The 17,584-nt window shown below is 69.4% G+C and carries 15 protein-coding genes; 9 read left to right on the top strand and 6 right to left on the bottom strand.

From position 1 onward, the window contains the following. Positions 1–233: 233 nt before the first annotated feature. Together VG502_RS11645 and VG502_RS11640 are read right to left on the bottom strand one after the other, a co-directional pair. Positions 234–1,052 (bottom strand): phosphodiester glycosidase family protein, encoded by an 819-nt coding sequence (locus VG502_RS11645; RefSeq protein ID WP_325550226.1) that lies wholly within the window; start codon positions 1,050–1,052, stop codon positions 234–236. Between the two features lie 44 nt (positions 1,053–1,096). Next, the gene (locus tag VG502_RS11640; protein WP_325550225.1) at positions 1,097–2,623 is read right to left on the bottom strand and encodes a fatty acyl-CoA synthetase; all 1,527 of its coding nucleotides are present in this window, start codon (positions 2,621–2,623) and stop codon (positions 1,097–1,099) included. A gap of 65 nt (positions 2,624–2,688) precedes the next feature. Between VG502_RS11640 and VG502_RS11635 the strand changes: the two genes are divergently transcribed. The 8 genes from VG502_RS11635 to VG502_RS11600 all read left to right on the top strand — a co-directional run bounded on the left by VG502_RS11635 (position 2,689) and on the right by VG502_RS11600 (position 12,441). Then, positions 2,689–4,089, top strand: coding sequence for an MFS transporter (locus VG502_RS11635; protein ID WP_325550224.1), 1,401 nt, complete (start codon positions 2,689–2,691; stop codon positions 4,087–4,089). Next, positions 4,082–5,203 carry a GuaB3 family IMP dehydrogenase-related protein gene (locus tag VG502_RS11630; protein WP_414655737.1) on the top strand — a complete coding sequence of 374 codons (1,122 nt, stop codon included), beginning with the start codon at positions 4,082–4,084 and terminating at the stop codon, positions 5,201–5,203. The genes VG502_RS11635 and VG502_RS11630 overlap by 8 nt, the downstream gene beginning before the upstream one ends. Positions 5,204–5,269: 66 nt before the next feature. Continuing rightward, positions 5,270–6,892 (top strand): succinic semialdehyde dehydrogenase, encoded by a 1,623-nt coding sequence (locus VG502_RS11625; protein WP_325550223.1) that lies wholly within the window; start codon positions 5,270–5,272, stop codon positions 6,890–6,892. Continuing rightward, the gene (locus VG502_RS11620) at positions 6,889–8,616 is read left to right on the top strand and encodes a GMC family oxidoreductase (RefSeq protein ID WP_325550222.1); all 1,728 of its coding nucleotides are present in this window, start codon (positions 6,889–6,891) and stop codon (positions 8,614–8,616) included. The genes VG502_RS11625 and VG502_RS11620 overlap by 4 nt, the downstream gene beginning before the upstream one ends. A gap of 63 nt (positions 8,617–8,679) precedes the next feature. Further along, positions 8,680–9,477, top strand: coding sequence for an SURF1 family protein (locus VG502_RS11615; RefSeq protein ID WP_325550221.1), 798 nt, complete (start codon positions 8,680–8,682; stop codon positions 9,475–9,477). Next, entirely contained in the window at positions 9,470–9,850 is a 381-nt protein-coding gene (locus VG502_RS11610) for a DUF3817 domain-containing protein (RefSeq protein ID WP_325550220.1), read from the top strand. The genes VG502_RS11615 and VG502_RS11610 overlap by 8 nt, the downstream gene beginning before the upstream one ends. A gap of 10 nt (positions 9,851–9,860) precedes the next feature. Next, complete coding sequence (gene guaA / locus VG502_RS11605) at positions 9,861–11,438, top strand: glutamine-hydrolyzing GMP synthase (protein WP_325550219.1); 1,578 nt, start codon at positions 9,861–9,863, stop codon at positions 11,436–11,438. Between the two features lie 118 nt (positions 11,439–11,556). Next, positions 11,557–12,441: a phosphatase PAP2 family protein gene (locus VG502_RS11600; RefSeq protein WP_325550218.1), complete on the top strand. Its 885-nt coding sequence runs from the start codon at positions 11,557–11,559 to the stop codon at positions 12,439–12,441. Positions 12,442–12,469: 28 nt separating this feature from the next. On the opposite strand, the gene VG502_RS11595 is transcribed toward VG502_RS11600, so the two are convergent. Together VG502_RS11595 and VG502_RS11590 are read right to left on the bottom strand one after the other, a co-directional pair. Then, positions 12,470–13,633, bottom strand: a complete 1,164-nt coding sequence (locus VG502_RS11595) for a lysylphosphatidylglycerol synthase transmembrane domain-containing protein (RefSeq protein WP_325550217.1) — start codon at positions 13,631–13,633, stop codon at positions 12,470–12,472. Continuing rightward, positions 13,630–14,433, bottom strand: a complete 804-nt coding sequence (locus VG502_RS11590; protein WP_325550216.1) for a PIG-L deacetylase family protein — start codon at positions 14,431–14,433, stop codon at positions 13,630–13,632. The genes VG502_RS11595 and VG502_RS11590 overlap by 4 nt, the downstream gene beginning before the upstream one ends. 114 nt (positions 14,434–14,547) lie before the next feature. Between VG502_RS11590 and VG502_RS11585 the strand changes: the two genes are divergently transcribed. After that, a complete protein-coding gene (locus tag VG502_RS11585; RefSeq protein ID WP_325550215.1) occupies positions 14,548–15,636 on the top strand; it encodes a glycosyltransferase family 4 protein in 1,089 nt (362 codons plus the stop codon). A 4-nt stretch (positions 15,637–15,640) separates the two neighbouring features. On the opposite strand, the gene VG502_RS11580 is transcribed toward VG502_RS11585, so the two are convergent. Continuing rightward, on the bottom strand, positions 15,641–16,081 hold the full coding sequence (locus VG502_RS11580; protein ID WP_325550214.1) for a hypothetical protein: 441 nt from the start codon (positions 16,079–16,081) through the stop codon (positions 15,641–15,643). Positions 16,082–16,149: 68 nt separating this feature from the next. After that, positions 16,150–17,532: a PspC domain-containing protein gene (locus VG502_RS11575; RefSeq protein ID WP_325550213.1), complete on the bottom strand. Its 1,383-nt coding sequence runs from the start codon at positions 17,530–17,532 to the stop codon at positions 16,150–16,152. Positions 17,533–17,584: the final 52 nt, after the last annotated feature.

Raw genomic sequence — 17,584 nt, 5'->3', positions numbered from 1 at the left:
CCCGCGCAACCAACACCGCGAATTCTGGACTCACCGGAACCCCATCTCTGACCATCGCTCATCATGAGCAATCGCCCATCAGGTGTTACCGATGTCCTGAGACATCCAGTGCTACCGATGTCCTGAGACTCGACAGTGCGCTCCCGCGCACGTCCTGCTGGTCCTCAACTGCCGAGCACGGCATACGGACCCCATGGGCCTGCACGACGTGCGATTCCGCGATGCCCCAGTCGTCAGGGAACCCAGACCACGGCATCACCGACCAGGCGTTCGCTGCCACCACTGCCGCTGGGAGTGTTGAGCGCTCCTGTCGGTGAGGCCAGCGTCGTGGAACCGCCGCCGTCCAGGTTTGTCGCGTCCGAGAGACCCAGTGACTTCGCGACCGCGGCGGTCTCGGCGATCGTGGTGCCGACGCTGGTCGTCATACGGCCGTCGATCGTGATCAGCGAGATCCGGCCGTCCGCGGTTCGGCCCAGGATCGTCCGGGGATTCCGGTCGAACATGCTGCCGGTCCCGCTCGGTGCGACGATCTCACCACCGGCGACGAGCCGGTAGCGGCCGTTCACGCCATACGTCGAGCGAGACAGCCGCACCGCGTGACCCTGTTCGTCACGGAGCGACTGCCCCAACCGGAAGCACGCGCCCCGGCCGGCGAATTGCTGCAGTGCCGTCGCGTCGGAGCCGGTCGCCTGGATCGCGGTCTGTCCGGCGGCCAGACTCGTGCCACGGCCCGCAGCGGCCCGTATGACGCAGCCCTTGCGGTCGAGGACGACTTCCTCGCCGGCACCCGTCGGCGTGGAAGATCCGAATTCCGTTGTGATCCAAGAAGATTCACCCTGCTGGTCACAGGCCGTCCCAGTGACACAGGCGGCCGGAACGGCCGGCGGATGGTCGACGCTGTCGATGGTCAACGTGGCGCCGGTGCGCTTGTTGACGGCCTTTCCGGACCATTGGTGATGGCCGAAGGTCATGGCGCCGGTGCGCGAGTCGAAGACCACATCCTGCTCGGCGGTGTCGGTCGTCGGTTCGGAGAGCAGCTTGCCGCCATACACACCGAGCCCGACGGGATCACCCGGGTAGTCCTTGTTCGCGGTGCTCAGCCGGTGGTGTCGCGCAACGCGCGCTTGAGGATCTTGCCGGAGGCGTTGCGCGGTAGGTCGTCGACGAACTCGACGCGCTTGGGCACCTTGAACGGCGCCAGGGTGCCGCGTGCGTGCTCGATCAGTTGCTCGGCGGTGACGTCGTCCTTGGCGACGATGAATGCCGTCACCATCTCGATCCACTTGTCGTCGGGTATGCCGACGACCGCGACTTCGGCGACCGCGGGATGGGTGTACAGCGCGTCCTCGATCTCGCGCGATGCGACCATGACACCACCGGTGTTGATGACGTCCTTGATGCGATCGACGACGAAGACGTAGCCCTGCTCGTCACGCCGGACCAGGTCGCCGGAATGGAACCAGCCGCCCTCGAAGGCGGCCGCCGACGCGTCCGGGTTGTCCCAGTAACCGTCGCACAGCTGCGGTGAGCGGTAGACGATCTCGCCCTGCTCGCCGGCAGGGACGTCGTTGCCGTCGCTGTCGACGACACGAGCTTCGACGAAGAGCACCGGACGCCCGGCACTGTCCGGTCGTTCGGCGTGCTCTTGCGGGCCGAGAACCGTTGCCAGCGGCCCGATCTCGGACTGGCCGAAGCAGTTGTAGAACCCCAGGCCGGGGGATCGTTCCTGCAACCGACGCAGGATCGGCACCGGCATGATCGACGCACCGTAGTAGGCGCGACGCAACTCGCCGAGGCCGCGCTCCGCGAAGTCGGGGTGGTTCGCGAGCGCGACCCACAGCGTCGGCGCGGCGAAGAACGCTCGATGGCCGTCGGACGACAGCCGGCGCAGGATGTCGTCGGGCGCCGGGACCTCCAGGATCGTGCTGCTGCTGCCGACCATCAGCCCCGGCAGGACGAAGACGTGCATCTGCGCCGAGTGGTAGAGCGGCATCACATGCAACGTCTCGTCGTCCTCGGCGAAGTCGAGTGCCTCGACGCAGCTGACGTATTCGCTCACGAGCGCGCGATGACTCATCACCGCGCCCTTCGGGGCTGAGGTCGTGCCGGAGGTGTAGAGCAGCTGGACGACGGTTTCATCGCTGGACCCCGAAAACACCTGCGGTGTATCGGGATCCGCGGCACCGGCCAGCGCGACCTGCTGCAGCGAGTCGTCGCCGCGCAACGCGAGGACCGTCTCCGGGCAGCTGGGCACCTCGTCCAGCCGGTCCCGTAGGCCCGGGTCGACCAGCACCGCGGAGCTGCCGGACTGCGACAGCAGGTAGTCGAGTTCGCGCGCCACCAGGTTGTAGTTGATCGGCACGTGCACCAGCCCGGCGCGCGAGCACGCGAGGAACGCGACGACATACATGTCCGAGTTCTTGCCGTATGCCGCCACTCGCGAGCCGGGCGCCAGCCGCAGGGCCCGCAGGTGTGCGGCCACCGCGTCGACGGCTCGGTCGAGCTCGGCGTAGCTGAGGCTGCGGTCCTCGAACCGCAGTGCGGTCCGGTCGCCGAAGCGGCTCGCGGACCGGCGGATCACGTCGTCGACGGTGTTGCTCCGAGAGCGTGCCAGGTCATCCATGCGATCACTCCACCACAAGTCCGGTTCGTTGCGCTCAACCTTGCTTGAGGTCCTAGCGTTGCCGGGTGAGCAACAGCCTGTGGACACCCTTGCGTCGGATGACGCTGATCGGCGTCGTCCTGCTGGAGGTGCTGGTCGCCTTCGAACAGATCGCGGTGGCCACGGCGATGCCGACCGCCGCGCGGGAGCTGCACGGTCTGGCGATCTACCCGGTGGTGTTCGCGGTGCCGCTGGCGACGGCCGTGCTGGCGATGGTCGTGGCCGGGCCATGGGCCGACTCGGCCGGTCCGCGAGTGGTGGTGCTGACCGGAGTCAGCCTCTTCGTGGCGGGTCTCCTGATCGCCGGCTCGGCACAGTCGATGGTGATGCTGATCGTCGGCCGGTCCGTGCAGAGTGTCGGCGGCGGCCTGGACAGCGTCGCGCTCTACGTGCTGATCGCCATGGCGTTCCCGGACACCTTGCGACCGAAGATCTTCATGAGTATCTCCGCCGCCTGGGTCGCGCCCTCGCTCTTCGGTCCGCCGCTCGCGGGCTATCTGGCCACGCAACTCACCTGGCGTTGGGTCTTCTGGATCGGAGCGACGCTCGCCGTACCCGCCCTGGCGCTGTTGCTTCCCGCGATGCGCCGCCTGCCTGCGGTCGTGCGCACGCAGGATCCTGCAGCGCGCGTGCGGCGCCGGCTGGTCGCCGCGGTCGCGGCAGCCCTGGGATCCGTTGCGCTGTCGGTCGCGGCGGATCGTTCGCTGCTGCCGGCACTCGTCCTCGCGGTGGTGGGCATGGTGCTGCTGGTGGCGTCGGTGCCTCGGCTGGTCCCGGCCGGCACGATCCGCGGACAGCGCGGTATGCCGGCGGTCATCGCGACGAGGGCCCTGCTGGGTGCCGCGTTCCTCGGGACGGACATCTACCTGCCACTCATGCTCACCCGACAGCACGGCATGGATGCGACCGAAGCCGGCCTCGTGCTGACCGTGGGCGCGCTCTCCTGGAGTTTCGGGGCGTGGGTCGCCGGCAGGCGCTCGTCATACGAGGACCAGCGGCGATTGGCGCGAACCGGCCTGGTACTGCTGACGATCGGGATCGGCATTGCGCTGTCGGCCGCGTGGCCGGCCACCCCCTCCTGGATCCTGTATGGCGCGTGGCTCATCGGCGGTGGCGGCATCGGCCTGGCCTACTCGCCGCTCACGGTCCTGCTGATGGGTCTGTCGACGCCCGAGGAGCAGGGTCGCAACGCGTCGTCGTTGCAGACCGCGGAAATGCTGACCACCTCCGTGCTGCTGGCCGTGTCCGCGATCGTCTTCGGTGGTTTCACGCCGCACTCGCAGACCCTGGCCTTCGTCAGCGGCCTGGCGCTCTCCGGTCTGGCCGCCATGCTCGGCATCGTCGTCTCACACCGCCTGCGGCCCGACCGAACTGCGGGCCGTCGGGCGGCGGTGGGCGCCGGATCGGTAGCCTGCTCTGGTGACTGAGATCGAGATCGGCCGAGGCAAGCGGGGCCGCCGCGCATACTCCTTCGACGACGTTGCGATCGTGCCGTCCCGCCGCACGCGCGACCCGCAGGACGTGTCCGTCGGCTGGCAGATCGACGCCTACCACTTCGAGCTGCCCGTCGTCGCAGCCCCGATGGACTCGGTGATGAGCCCGGCGTCCGCGATCGAGTTGGGCAAGCTCGGCGGCCTGCCGGTGCTCGACCTCGAGGGCCTGTGGACCCGCTACGAGAGCCCCGAGCCGCTGCTGCGCGAGATCGCGCAGCTCGACCCGGCACAGGCGATCTCCCGCATGCAGGAGATCTACCGTGCGCCGATCCGGCCCGACCTGATCACCTTGCGGCTCAACGAGATTCGCGAGGCCGGCGTCACCACCGCGGGTGCGCTGTCGCCGCAGCGGACCCAGGAGCACTGGAAGACCGTCGTCGACGCGGGCGTCGACCTGTTCGTCATACGAGGCACGACCGTGTCGGCCGAGCACGTCAGCGGCCGCGCCGAGCCGCTGAACCTCAAACGCTTCATCTACGAGCTCGACGTGCCGGTGATCGTCGGCGGCGTCGCGACCTACACCGCGGCGCTGCACCTGATGCGCACCGGTGCGGCCGGCGTCCTCGTCGGCTTCGGCGGGGGAGCGGCGCACACCACGCGCCGTGCGCTCGGCATCCACGTGCCGATGGCGACCGCGGTCGCCGATGTCGCCGCGGCCCGCCGTGACTACATGGACGAGACCGGTGGCCGCTACGTGCACGTCATCGCCGACGGCGGCATGGGCCTGTCCGGTGACATCGTCAAGGCGTTCGCGTGCGGCGCCGACGCCGTCATGCTCGGAGCATCGCTCGCGCGTTCCACCGACGCACCCGGACACGGCTTCCACTGGGGGAGCGAAGCGCACCACGAGGCGCTGCCGCGCGGCGAACGCGTCGAGGTCGGCACCGCCGGCACGCTCGAGCAGATCCTCGTCGGACCCGCGCAGAGCGCCGACGGCACCACCAACCTGGTCGGTGCGCTGCGCCGGGCGATGGCCACGACCGGCTACTCGGAGCTGAAGGAATTCCAGCGCGTCGAGACGCTGGTGGCGCCATACCAGCGCTCCTAGTTACGTCCGGGTAGGAAAGCGAACACCTCCCGCCCGCTGTGACGCCGGCCACGTTACTCTTGAGTAATGACGGATCAGCTCCAAACCACGGCGACCACGGAAATCCCCGATCCGGCCGATGAGCATCGGCCGAGTCCGGCACCGCACACGGTGGACCCGACCCTGCCGGGCCGCCTCGCGCACCGCGTCCGGGCGGGCGCGCAGGCGCAGACCTTCGACTGCCTGACGCCGTTCACCGGCGGAGTCATCGCGAAGCTGCCGGTGTCGACCATCACCGACGTCGAGCGGGCGTATGACGCAGCGCGCGCCGCACAAACCGGCTGGGCAGCGCGTTCGGTGGCCGACCGCGCCCGGGTCCTGCTGCGCTACCACGACCTGATCCTGCGGCACCGCGACGAGTTGCTCGATCTCATCCAGCTGGAGTCGGGCAAGGCGCGCAAGCACGCCTTCGAGGAGGTCCTCGACGTCGCGGGCGTGTGCCGTCACTACGCGCGCAAGGCCGAGGGCTACCTCCGGCCGCAGAAGCACCTGGGCGCCATACCCGTGCTGACGCAGTCGACCGAGCTGCACCAGCCGCGTGGCGTCATCGGCGTCGTCGGCCCGTGGAACTACCCGTTGTCGATGTCGATCACCGATGCCCTGCCCGCGCTCATCGCCGGCAACGCCGTCGTGCTGCGTCCGGATGAGAAGGCATCACTGACCGCCCTGCGCGCTGTCGAACTGCTGGACCAGGCCGGCCTGCCCCAGGACGTGCTGCAGGTCGTCCTCGGACCCGGACAGACGGTCGGTGAAGCAGTGCTCGACCGTGCCGACTACGTCATGTACACCGGTTCGACCACCACCGGGCGCAAGGTCGCCCAGCGTGCGGCGGCCAGACTCGTCGGCGCCTCGCTGGAGCTGGGCGGCAAGAACGCCCTGTATGTCGCCGAGGACGCCAACCTGAAGAATGCCGCCGAGAGCGCGGTGCGGTCGTGCTTCTCCTCCGCAGGGCAGTTGTGCATCTCGATCGAGCGGCTCATCCTGCACGAGCGGATCGCCGACGAGTTCCTGGAGCACTTCCTGACCCGGGTGCGCAAGATGACGCTCGGCGCGGACCTGTCGTGGGGAGTGGACATGGGTTCGCTGATCTCCCCGGCGCAGCTGGAGCGCGTCACCCAGCACGTGGAGGACGCACGCGCCAAGGGCGCGACCGTCCTGGCCGGCGGCCACCCGCGGCCGGAGCTCGGGCCCTACTTCTACGAGCCGACGGTCCTGGAGGGCGTCACCTCCGGCATGGACTGCCGGATGGGGGAGACGTTCGGCCCGGTCGTGTCCGTCTACCGCGTGAGCGGTGACGAGGAAGCCATCGCGCTGGCGAACGACACCAACTACGGCCTCAACGGCTCGGTGTGGACCAAGGACACCCGCCGCGGCCGCCGGATCGCCGAGCGGATCCGCTGCGGCACCGTCAATGTCAACGAGGGCTACATCGCCGCCTGGGGCAGCAACGGCTCGCCGATGGGCGGCATGGGCGAGTCCGGCCTCGGGCGTCGACACGGCGCCGAGGGCATCCTCAAATACACCGAAACACAGAACATCTCGGTCCAACGCGGCACGCCGTTCAAGATCCCGCCGGGTGTTCCGGAGAAGGTCTGGGCGCGGTCGATGGCGACCGGTATGCGCATGATGAAGGGAATCCGTCTGCCATGACCGACATCCGATCTGCTTCGCAGCACACGGGATTCGACCACGACGTGGTGGTGATCGGCTCCGGTTTCGGTGGCGCGGTCTCCGCCCTGCGCCTCGCCGAGAAGGGGTATGACGTCCACGTCTTCGAGTCCGGTCGTCGCTTCGAGGACCACGAGTTCGCCAAGACGTCCTGGAACCTGCGCAAGTACCTCTGGGCCCCCCGGCTGAAGTGCTTCGGCGTCCAGCGCTACCACCAGCTGCCCGGCGTGATGATCCTGGCTGGTGCCGGCGTCGGCGGCGGCTCGCTCAACTACGCCAACACCCTCTACAAGCCGCCGGCCGAGTTCTTCAACGACCAGCAGTGGGGACACATCACCGACTGGGACGCCGAGCTGAGCCCGCACTACGAGGTCGCGCGCCGGATGCTGGGCGTCGTCGACGAGAACCCGTGCAACGGCCCGGTCGAGCAGCTGATGAAGGACACCGCCAACTCCCTCGGAGTCGGCTCGACCTTCCGCAAGACACCGGTCGGCGTCTTCTTCGGCGAGTCCGGCAAGCAGGTGTCCGACCCGTTCTTCGGCGGCGAGGGTCCCGAACGCACCGGCTGCACCGAGTGCGGCAACTGCATGGTCGGCTGCCGGGTCGGCGCCAAGAACACGCTGATGAAGAACTACCTGGCCCTGGCCGAGCGCCGCGGTGTGACGATCGAGCCGCTGCGCACGGTGGTCGACGTCGAGCCGGTGTCGACCGGTTTCCGGATCACCACCGAACGCACCGGCGCCTGGGTCGCCAAGGACCGGCGCAGCGTCACCGCCGAGCAGGTCGTCGTCGCGGCGGGCACCTGGGGCACCCAGAACCTGCTGCACCGGATGAAGGTCAGTGGGCGCCTGCCGCACCTGTCCGACAAACTCGGTGAACTCACCCGCACCAACTCCGAGGAGCTCGGCGGCGCCGCCGCGGTCAAGGTGCCGGACGGTGTCGACCTGACCCGCGGTGTCGCCATCACCACCTCCTTCCACATCGACGAGCGCACCCACATCGAGAACTGCCGCTACGGCAAGGGCTCCAACCTCATGGGGCTGTTGTCGACCTTCCTGGTCAACGGCGACAAGAACGTCCTCGGGCGCACCAGCGAGCTGGTCGGTCAGCTCGCAAAGGGGCCGCTTCGGGCCGCCCGGGTCCTGGGGCCGAAGTGGAGCGAGCGCACCATCATCGCGCTGGTCATGCAGAGCATCGACAACTCGATCACCGTCAAGCCGCGTCGCCGTTTCGGTCGGGTCGGGCTCACGACGGCGCCGGGATATGGCGAGCCGAACCCGCGCTGGATCCCCGCCGGGCACAAGGCGATTCGCGCCATGTCCGAGCAATTGAAGAAGATCGGCAACGTCGACGTCGTCGCCGGGGTGTGCTGGCCGGAGTTCTTCGGTATGCCGATGACCGCCCACTTCCTCGGTGGTGTCGCGATCTCCGAGGACGAGCAGCACGGCGTGATCGACCCTTACCACCGGGTCTGGAACTACCCCGGCATGCACGTGGTCGACGGGTCGGCGATCAGCGCCAACCTCGGTGTCAACCCGTCCCTGACCATCACCGCGCAGGCCGAGCGGGCCATCGCGATGTGGCCGGCCAAGGGCGAGCGGGACGGACGACCGCAGCAGGGTTCGTCATACCAGCGCGTCGCGGCACCGGCCGCCCGCGTGCCCGGCGTCGAGCTCGGTATGCCGCAGGTGCCCGCCGCCGGGTAGGCCGGGGCCGTACGGGGCCGGAGCGACCAGTGTCGTCACAGGCGCCTCACGTATCCTGCGGAGGTGTTTCGAGCAGTCGTCCGGCCCCGCATGCTGGGACTGCTGGCGCTCGCCGTCGTCTTCGCCATGGGTTGCGTGATCGCCGGGCTCTGGCAGTGGGGCGTGGCGCAGGATCGTGGCTCGAAGTCGATGCACGACGACAGCGCCCGCCCGGTGGTCGCGCTCAACTCGGTGCTGCGACCGCAGCAGCAGTTCCCCGATGACGGGTCGCTGCAGCCGGTGCGGTTCAAGGGCCACTACGAGCCGTCCCGGCAGGTGCTGGTCAGCGGGCGGATCCTGCACGGGACCCATGGCTACTGGGTGGTGACGCCTGTCGTCGTGGACGGCACGGGAGCACGGATCCCGGTCGTGCGTGGTTTCGTCGCCAAGCCGACGCAGGCGACCGCGCCCAGCACCCGGCCGGTGACCGTCACCGGTGCGCTCGCGCCGGGCGAGGCGCCATCGGCGAGCGACGCCCCGGCCGGTCAACTGACCTCGGTCGACTTGGCGGCGCTGCTGACCAGGTGGGGCGGCAACATCTACAACGGCTTCGTCTTCGTCACGGCCGAGCAGCCGCCGCAGCACACCGCCGGCGTGCGGAGCTTCCCGCCGCCGCAGCCCGGCAACACCGGTCTCAGCCTGGTCAACGCCGGATACGCGCTGCAGTGGTGGAGTTTCGCGGCATTCGCGGTGTTCATCTACTTCCGTGAGCTGCGCCGGGAAGCACACCCCGAGCTACGCGCCGGCGAAGCCACGCCCGACAATCGTGCGGGGGAAGCCCCCGCCATACCCACTGACGAGACCGAAGGAACCCATGTCTGAGACGCAGGTCCTCACCACCGCGGCGGGCGAGCTGCGCCCGACCGACGACCTGGGCAAGGTGGTCGGGGCGCTGAAATTCTTCCGTGTCATGGCGGTGATCGCCGGTATCGCGCTGCTGATCCTGTGCGTCGAGCTGATCCTGCACTACGGCTTCGACAATGAGGCGCTCGCCTGGTGGTCGCCGATCCACGGGCTGCTCTTCATGGCATTCATGGCGTCGGTGTTCAACCTCGGCACCAAGCTGCGGTGGACAGCCGTACGCATGGTGGGCTACATCTGCACCGCGTTCGTGCCGGTGCTGTCCTTCTGGCTGGAGCGCAAGGTGAACGCCGGCGTGAGTGCGCTGGTCGAGCAGGCCCGGTCCGGCCGATAGAATTACGCGCGTGACAGCGCCGCTCACCGAAAAGCCCGTCCTAGTCGTCGACTTCGGCGCCCAATACGCGCAACTCATCGCACGCAGAGTGCGTGAGGCGCAGCTCTACAGCGAAGTAGTGCCGCACACGATGTCGACCGACGACATCCTGGCCAAGAACCCTGCCGCGATCGTCCTGTCCGGCGGTCCGTCGTCTGTCTATGCCGACGGCGCTCCGTCCCTCGACCCGGCTCTGCTCGAGGCCGGTGTGCCGGTCTTCGGCATCTGTTACGGCTTCCAGGCGATGATCCGTGCGCTCGGCGGCACGGTGGAGCACACCGGGCTGCGGGAGTATGGCGCCACCCAGGCCCAGATCGACGACACGACCTCCACACTCTTCAACGGCCAGCCCGCGGAGCAGTCGGTCTGGATGAGCCACGGCGATTCCGCGTCCCGGGCCTCGGAAGGACTGCGCGTCACGGCTACCACGCCCGGCGCCGCAGTGGCTGCGGTCGAGGACGACGAGCGCCGGCTCTACGGCGTCCAGTGGCACCCGGAGGTGATGCACTCGACCTTCGGCCAGCGCGTCCTGGAGAACTTCCTGCTGCGCGGTGCCGGTCTGGAGGCCGACTGGACGCCCAAGGCGATGGTCGAGGAGCTGGTGGAGGGAGTCCGCGAGCACGTGGGCGACGCGCGCGCGATCTGCGCCCTCTCCGGCGGCGTCGACTCATCGGTCGCGGGTGCGCTCGTGCAGCGCGCCATCGGCGACCAGCTGACCTGTGTCTTCGTCGACCACGGGCTGCTGCGCGCCGGTGAGGCCGAGCAGGTCAAGCAGGACTTCGTCGACGCCACCGGTGTCGACCTCGTCGTCGTCGACGCGTCCGACCAGTTCCTGAATGCCCTTGCGGGAGTGAGCGATCCGGAGCAGAAGCGCAAGATCATCGGTCGTGAGTTCATTCGTGTCTTCGAGAAGGCCGCCCGCGATATCGTCACCGATCGCGGTGATGAGGAGCACCCGGTCAAGTTCCTCGTCCAGGGCACGCTCTACCCGGACGTCGTCGAGTCCGGTGGTGGCACCGGCGCCGCGAACATCAAGTCGCACCACAACGTCGGCGGCCTGCCCGACGACCTGCAGTTCACCCTCGTCGAGCCGCTGCGGCTGCTCTTCAAGGACGAGGTGCGCCAGGTCGGCACCGAGCTCGGGGTCCCCGACGGCATCGTGCAGCGCCAGCCCTTCCCGGGGCCGGGCCTGGGCATCCGGATCGTCGGCGAGGTCACCCGTGAACGACTGGAGATCCTGCGCGCGGCCGACCTGATCGCCCGCGAGGAGCTGACCGCGGCCGGCCTGGACCGGGAGATCTGGCAGTGCCCGGTCGTGTTGCTGGCCGACGTGCGCTCGGTGGGCGTCCAGGGTGACGGCCGTACCTACGGTCATCCGATCGTGCTGCGCCCGGTCTCGTCCGAGGACGCCATGACCGCCGACTGGACCCGCCTGCCGTATGACGTGCTGGCCCGTATCTCGAACCGCATCACCAACGAGGTCGAGGACGTCAACCGCGTGGTGCTCGACGTGACGAGCAAGCCGCCGGGCACCATCGAGTGGGAGTAAGCGCCCACCGAGGCACGACAGAGGGAACACTTCGCGCACCGAAGAGGTGAGTCGGACGCACAGGGATCGCACAAGGGCCGCCCGGGAGTCGCACACCGTCAGCGCGGAGGATGCTTCCATGATGACGGCGTCGGCCCCTGCGCGGCAGGAACAGGGATACGGGCAGGGACACGGACAGCCGCTGCAGCCCGCGCCCGGCTCGCCGGGGCACAGCCGGATGCCGGTCTGGGCCCATGCCATCGTGATGGCGGCGGCTGCCGTCGCCGGCCTGTTCATGGTGGTGCGTTACGCGATCCATTCGCTCCGTGGCGTCCGCTTCGACGAGCGGATGATGTACTCCCTCGGAACGACACCGGCAGCCTGGACACGGATCCTGGACATCCTGGGGCTGGTCACCGACGTCAGCGTCGCGGTCTGCCTCGCGGGCTGCGTCGTGGTCGCCATCCTGCAACGCCGCTGGGCTGTCGCGGTCTCCGCAGGCGTGCTGATCGCCGGCGCCAACATCACCACGCAGGTGCTGAAATACCATGTGCTGCACTCGGTTTCGCCGCCCAACACGCTGCCCAGTGGCCACACCACGGTCGGGTTGTCACTGGCGCTGGCGGCAGTCATCGTCGCTTCCCACCGGTGGCGTCCGCTGGTGACCGCCGGAGCGGCGACGCTCGCCACCTTCATCGGGGCAGGAACCGTCTCGGCGCACTGGCACCGGCCGGGCGACGTCCTCGCGGCCGGGATGGTCTGCCTCGGCTGGGCGGCCGTCGCGCTCGCGATCGCGGGCGGGCTGCAGCGTCGGACACCGCGCGGCCGGCATCCCGAACTGCTCGCCACCACCTCACTTCTGGGCGTCGTGCTGGCCGGCCTGGCGGTCGTGCTGATCGGCGTGCGACCCAGCTTCGGCATACATGACCTGCCGCTGGCGGTCGTGACGCTGGGGTTGCTCGGTGCGATGTTCGCGGTCGTCGTCGGCTGGGTGTCCATCGCCGTCGACCGGACGGTCGCGTAAGGGCGACCGCACAGTCGCGTAACGACGGTCAGCCGGACGCTTTGGCGGTGACTCCGACCTTCGGCATCGCCCACCACGCCAGCCAGCCGAGTGCGCCGATCGGGATCTCGGCGATGTGGGTGAAGATCGCGAAGACCACGACGCCCGCGCCGGCGGCCGCCGGGTTGGCGCCCCAGAACACCAGGATGACGACCGTGCTGGCCTCGGTGAAGCCGAGGCCGCCGGGCGTGAAGGGGATCGCCGTCATCAGGCGTCCGATCGCGTATGCCGCGAACAGGTCGGCGACCGGCAGGTCGACATGGACCGCGGCCATCACCCGCCAGAAGAGCAGGAACCACAGGGCCAGCTGGCCGATCACGCCGAACGACATCGGGAACCAGCCGTGCTTGGTGACGGTGCTGATGCGGGCCCGCTGGTCCAGCAGCAGGTGCTTGAGGTTGTAGGGCTTGCCCTTGTTGGCACCGCGACGCATCCGGCCGACCAGCGGACCGACGCGCTGGTCGAGTTGCTCGCCCAGCCAGGCCGTCCAGGTCGGGCGGATCAACGCGACGACGAAGCCGATGAGCAGCAGCAGCCCGATGACGCCGCCCCACCATGCGCCGCGGCGGACGATCGACGGCAGCGTGTCGGTGGACCGGGAGACCGCCGCGATGCCGATCAGCGGCAGGCCGACCCGGAAGAGGACGTTCCAGATGCCGCTGACGATCAGGCCGGTCGAGATGTTGCGGCGGGCGAAGCCCCACGACCGCAGCATCATGTAGGTCGACGCCATACCGACCGCGCCACCGCCGGGCAGGATGTTGCTGACGGCCGACCCGGAGACGTTGATGATCGACGCCCTCAGGTGGGACAGGCCGGGCAGCGCGGCGGACAGCGTGAACGTGTAGACCGCCAGGCCGAGCAGCATGATGCCCATGCACTCGAGGGTCGCCTGCGGACCGACGAGGCTGAGGTGATGTCCGATCTCGCCCCAGGTGGTCTTGGTGAACCAGGGGAGTGCGCCGATGAGTACGGCGGCCAGGGCGATGCCCAGCAGGGCGTTGATCACCAGTCGCGGGGTGAGCGTCGGCATCACCGGAGGTGTGCCGTCCTCGTCGTCGGTGGCGTGCTTGTTGCCGGCGACGATGTCGTCGATCTGCACGGAGCGCTCTGCTGCGTTCGCGGACGTGGCCGCGCGCTTCGAGCTCTTCATCCCAACCCCGCAAAGATGTCGTCACCGACCGGGCCGGTGTGCGCTGGGTCGCGAAACCATTCCCGTCCGAAAACGACATCATAAATTGGCCGGGGGATCTGCAGAAACCCACTGAGCGTCCGGTCGGCGCCGTCGTCGGCTGCTGCTTGGGAAGCATGCGCCCGCATCGCGGCCCGTTTGGCTGCGATCTGGCCGCGCACGTCGATGCGGTGGGTGATCGCGCTGCGTGGTGTGAAGGCACGCTCGTAGACCTCGAGGTCGAAATCGCTGGGCAGGCGGTGCAGTCGCGACACCAACCGCACCACCCGCGTGAGCAGCTCCCGCGGGACCGTCGCCTCGACGACGCGCGGCGTCCCCGCCAGGCGCGCGGCCTGCGCACCGACCACGTGCACCTTGACGTGGTCGCGGTGGCCGTAGCCGCCCGCTGCGTCATACGACATCAGCACGTCGGCGTGCTCCTCGCGCAGGATGCCGGCGAGCAGTTCGGCGGCGCCGGCGGCGCGCACGAACCGTCGCCCGCCGGGCGGGTCGGGCGGCACGTCACCGACCATGCCGGAGTCGGCATATCCCAGATGTATGACGCGTGCGACGCCCATGGCGGCGGCGCTGCGCTGCAACTCGCGCAGTCGTCGAGTGCCGAGGTCGTCCTGGAAGTCCCCGGACGTCAACCCGAGTGCACCGTCGGTCGCGACGACGAGGACGACACGGTGTCCGGCAGCGGCCGCCTTGGCCAGGGTGCCGGCCGTCAGCAGCGCTTCGTCGTCGGGGTGAGCGTGAAACGCCACCAAGGTGTGGGACATCGGGTCCATCCTTCCTCATGGAGCTTTGTCGAGAGCAGCCGATGGCACATGCCAGTTGATTCAGCACAGGCACAGGAAGCTTGATGCGCCGCTGCATGGCACCCTGGATGCTCGATGAAGATCGCATTGCTGTCGGATTGCTACCCGCCGAGACTGGGTGGCATCGAGGCGCAGGTGCACGGTTTGGGTCGTGTCCTCGCCGGTGCCGGGCACGCCGTCGAGGTCTTCACCATCACCCCTGGTCCGGTTGCCGACGAGACGGTGGTGGTGCACCGGCTGGGGCTGCGCCACGAGCTGCCCGGCGGGCTCCTCGTGAATCCCGCAGCACGTCGCCGACTGCGAGAAGCGTTGGTGGACAGCGACTTCGACGTTGTCCACGCACATCTCGGTGTCATCAGCCCGTTCGCGATGGATGGCGTCCAGATCGCCCTGAGCGCGTCGCTGCCGGTGGCGGCCACCTGGCACAGCGTGACCGGGCGTTCCGAGCCGATGGTTCGCGCGCTGGGATATCCGGCTCGCTGGGCGCGACGGGGTGTTGCGCTGTCGGCCGTGTCGGCGGTCGCCGCTGCTCCGATCGAGCGCGCGGCGATGGCGCCGGTCTCGTTGATCGCCAACGGGATCGACACCTCCTTCTGGTCTGCGGGGGAGAGTGGCCCCGCCGGTGATGGGTTGCACGTGGTGAGTGCGATGCGACTGGCGTCGCGCAAGCGGCCGCAGCAACTGGTCGAGCTGGTGGAACGTGCCCGCGCGATCAGTGGGCGCGACCTCCGGCTGACGATCGCCGGTGACGGCCCCCTGCGGCGTCGACTCGATGCACGACGTCCGCCCTGGTGTGCACTTCCCGGCCGGCTGTCGGCCACCGCGCTGCGCGATCTCTACCGCTCAGCCGACGTGTATGCCGCGCCGGCCGTCCTCGAAGCATTCGGCATCGCGGCCGCGGAGGCCACGAGTTGCGGGCTCCCGGTCGTCACCCGGGCCGAGAGCGCGGTGGCGTCACTGGTCGAGCACGATCGCACCGGGATGGTGGTCCGCGACGATGCGGAATTCGCCGCGGTGTTGGCGCAGTTCGCCACGAATCCGACCATGCGAGAGCGACTTTCGTCGGCAGCGCGGCAGCGGAGCGTTGGGCTCGGATGGGACGACGTGCTCGGCAGGACACTCGCGGAGTACGTCCGGGCGCAGGAGCACGCGGCTGCGCGCTGAGCGTTCATCGTCCGGGCAGCATGCGGTCGAAGTCACGGTCGCCGCGTGAGTGGTGCAGCACCGCGCCGACCGCTGCTGCCAGAAGCAACAGCACACCGGCCGCGACACCGAGGGTGATGCCGACGACGGCCCAGTCCGGGTCGTCGGCCAGGCGCCATACGAAGACGAACGCGACCAGGACGAGCACGAACAGGCCGCGGACGACGGTCGGCAGGTGCGGGCCACGCGGCCGGACGGGCGCAGGGGGAGTGGTGACCGGTGAACCGGTCACCGGCAGCTGGCCGGTCGAGGCGAACGTCCGCGGCGGCGCCGTGGGAGCAGGCTCCGGATAGCCGGCGACCTTGCGGTAGGTCGGCAGCTCCTCGGTCGGATGCGCCACGGGGGTGACCTCCTGTGTCGAGTCGTCCGCAGGGTTCTCTTCCGGGCCGTACGACTGCATCGTCATGTTTTCTGTCGCGCCTCTTCCCCTCCCTCCGGGCCTCACTTCGTTCGTGTCCTCGCTCGGGTCGTCGCTCATGACGCCTCCTTGATGGTGATGTTGCCGACGCCGACTCTGGCGTCGAGGTCGATGACCTTCGCGCCGTGACCGACGGTGAACGTATGGCGGGCATCGATGCCGCCGTGGCCGCTGATGCGGTCCCGGCCGCGGACGACCTCCAGCTGGCCGATGTGCGCGTAGCCCTTCACCCGGACTGTGGTGTCGGCCGGCAGGGTGATCGTCAACTGGCCGACGTTGACCCGCGCGTGCAGCGTGGTGTCCCGCGGTATGTCGGAGCTGCGCAGGCCGCTCAGGTCGAGGCGGCCGTCGCCGATCCGCATCGCGAAGTTGTGCTGCGTGCCGGCCGCGACCGACGTCGGTCGCCACGCCTCGTCACCGACGGTTCCGGTCCACGGCATGCCCTTGGGTGCAGCCGCCGACGTCGCGAGCGCGAGCAGAGCGGCGACTGTCGCCAGCGCTGCGAGTACGCCGCCGCGGCGCCCCGCCAGTCCCCCGATGACCAGCGCGAGCGCCGCGACGGCGGCTCCGGCGGCCAGGCCCAACTGCAGGGCACTGTCGCCGTGGGAAGTGCCGACCAGCGCCAACGCCGTGAAAGCGCCTGCCAGCACAGAGATTCCGAGGATTGCGAAGGTGAGCGCGACGCCCAGGCGACGTCGCTTGGGACGAGTGGGTACAACTGTGTCCGTCGACGCCCAGCCCGCGCCCAGGGCGCTCACGTAGGGCTGGTTGTCGCCGGGCTTGCTCAGATCGGGCTTGCCCAGATCGATGCCGCCGCCCGCGCGGGCAGCCGCACCGGCGGCAGCTGCGCGGTTGCCGGGGCTCGGTGTGCTGTCGTGCGTCGGCGTGGGCGTGGGCGTGGTCGTGGTCGAGCGGTCGGTGCGGATCCCGTCGGCGAGCCGGCCGGTCCAGTCGTGCGTCGATTCCCCGTCGCGTCGAGCGCCCGGGCCGTGCCCGTTCCAGGCCAGGAACGCCCACGCGATGAGGCCCAGGCCGAGCGCCTGCCCGCTCAGGCCCCAACCGGAGCCGATCGACCAGAACGCACCGAACCCGCCGACGGACAGCACGACCGCGGCGATGCACAACGCGATCGACGGCAGGTGCCCGTTGCGGACGGCCTTCTCGGCGACGATCTCGTCGCCCTCGTCGGGCAGCAGGGTCCAGGCGATCAGGTATGCCGGAAGACCGATCCCGAAGATGCAGGTGATCAGGATCAGGCCGGCCCGCACGATGAGCGGGTCGACCGCCCACCGCCTGGCCAGTCCGGCGGCGACGCCACCGAGCCACTTCTCGTTGCTGGCGCGCACCACACCCAGCCGGCGTGCCGCGGCGAAGAGCCGGTCCAGCGCATCGTGTTGCTGGTGCGGAGGGCGGTGGCCCGGGTGAGTCTGCTGCGTCATACCCACCACGATGGCGGCGTATGGCGCCCGCTGCCATGCGGGTCGACCCTGA

Origin of the sequence: Flexivirga sp. (assembly GCF_035551235.1) — a bacterium.
Taxonomy (GTDB): Bacteria; Actinomycetota; Actinomycetes; order Actinomycetales; family Dermatophilaceae; genus Flexivirga.
This window is presented reverse-complemented; position numbering and strand designations above follow the sequence as displayed.

Bases quoted from the DNA above. Each gene is read 5' to 3' on its own strand.
- VG502_RS11585 (WP_325550215.1), top strand. From the start codon at position 14,548: ATGAAGATCGCATTGCTGTCGGATTGCTACCCGCCGAGACTGGGTGGC.
- VG502_RS11640 (WP_325550225.1), bottom strand. From the start codon at position 2,623: ATGGATGACCTGGCACGCTCTCGGAGCAACACCGTCGACGACGTGATC.
- VG502_RS11575 (WP_325550213.1), bottom strand. From the start codon at position 17,532: ATGACGCAGCAGACTCACCCGGGCCACCGCCCTCCGCACCAGCAACAC.
- VG502_RS11625 (WP_325550223.1), top strand. From the start codon at position 5,270: ATGACGGATCAGCTCCAAACCACGGCGACCACGGAAATCCCCGATCCG.
- VG502_RS11595 (WP_325550217.1), bottom strand. From the start codon at position 13,633: ATGAAGAGCTCGAAGCGCGCGGCCACGTCCGCGAACGCAGCAGAGCGC.
- VG502_RS11580 (WP_325550214.1), bottom strand. From the start codon at position 16,081: ATGACGATGCAGTCGTACGGCCCGGAAGAGAACCCTGCGGACGACTCG.
- VG502_RS11600 (WP_325550218.1), top strand. From the start codon at position 11,557: ATGATGACGGCGTCGGCCCCTGCGCGGCAGGAACAGGGATACGGGCAG.
- VG502_RS11620 (WP_325550222.1), top strand. From the start codon at position 6,889: ATGACCGACATCCGATCTGCTTCGCAGCACACGGGATTCGACCACGAC.
- VG502_RS11610 (WP_325550220.1), top strand. From the start codon at position 9,470: ATGTCTGAGACGCAGGTCCTCACCACCGCGGCGGGCGAGCTGCGCCCG.
- VG502_RS11590 (WP_325550216.1), bottom strand. From the start codon at position 14,433: ATGTCCCACACCTTGGTGGCGTTTCACGCTCACCCCGACGACGAAGCG.